Source organism: Dietzia sp. HMSC21D01, assembly GCF_001815995.1.
In the GTDB taxonomy this organism is placed as follows: domain Bacteria; phylum Actinomycetota; class Actinomycetes; order Mycobacteriales; family Mycobacteriaceae; genus Dietzia; species Dietzia cinnamea.
Window position 1 is genome coordinate 1 of sequence record NZ_KV823683.1, and the last position, 711, is coordinate 711.

At 75.1% G+C, this 711-nt stretch carries 2 protein-coding genes and 1 pseudogene; all 3 read right to left on the bottom strand.

What is annotated here, in order from left to right:
* Positions 1 to 198: TadE family type IV pilus minor pilin (locus HMPREF3086_RS01980; protein WP_305790921.1), on the bottom strand; the 198-nt coding region annotated here is incomplete at its 3' end.
* A complete protein-coding gene (locus tag HMPREF3086_RS01985; RefSeq protein WP_082767577.1) occupies positions 195 to 395 on the bottom strand; it encodes a DUF4244 domain-containing protein in 201 nt (66 codons plus the stop codon). The genes HMPREF3086_RS01980 and HMPREF3086_RS01985, both read right to left, overlap by 4 nt.
* Positions 396 to 533: 138 nt before the next feature.
* A pseudogene (locus HMPREF3086_RS19410) lies at positions 534 to 711 on the bottom strand (type II secretion system F family protein); the annotation flags it as partial.

Here is a 711-nt window from a genome sequence, read left to right on the forward strand (position 1 = left end):
CTCCACCCCGGACATCGCGGCCACCCGCGCCGCCTCGCGGGCGGCGTCGACCATCCTGATCTGCGTCAACGCGGCGCCGGCACCGGCGGCGGCGAGCGCGACCACCACCACGAGGGAGGCGATCCCGAGGGCGGCCTCGACGGTCACCGACCCGTCGTCGCGGGCCGCCGCCGCGCGGAGCCGTCGCGGCACCGTCACACCGAGGTGTTGAGAGCCTGCTCGATGATGCCGCCGAGCGCGTCCGGGATCGAGTCGCCGCTGACGACCGTGTACAGCACGGCCCCGAACGCCGCCGCGGCGATGGTCCCGACGGCATATTCGACGGTGGACATCCCCGCGTCCGCGCTGGTCGTCGCGTGGAATCGGCGATGCAGGGCGGAACGGGCGCGCGCCACCGCCGCCGTCGGGGTGGCGAGAGTCCGGGTGGCGAGGGTGGCGGTCTGATGGGTGTGGTGAGTGGACATGCGGTTTCTCCTTCTTCACTGACCGGGGCGGCGTCTCCGCCCCGGAATCCGAGTGGCCGGCGGCGCTGCTCACGGCATGACCCCCGGCAGCATCCCGTCGGCCAGACCCACCACGACGGGGAGCACGCCAAGGCAGACGAACGCGGGCAGGAAGCACAGGCCGAGGGGCCCGGCCACGAGGACGGAGGCGCGCTCGGCGCGGGCGGTCGCGGCGGCGTCGGCCTCGGAGCGCATCCGTGCGGCGGCG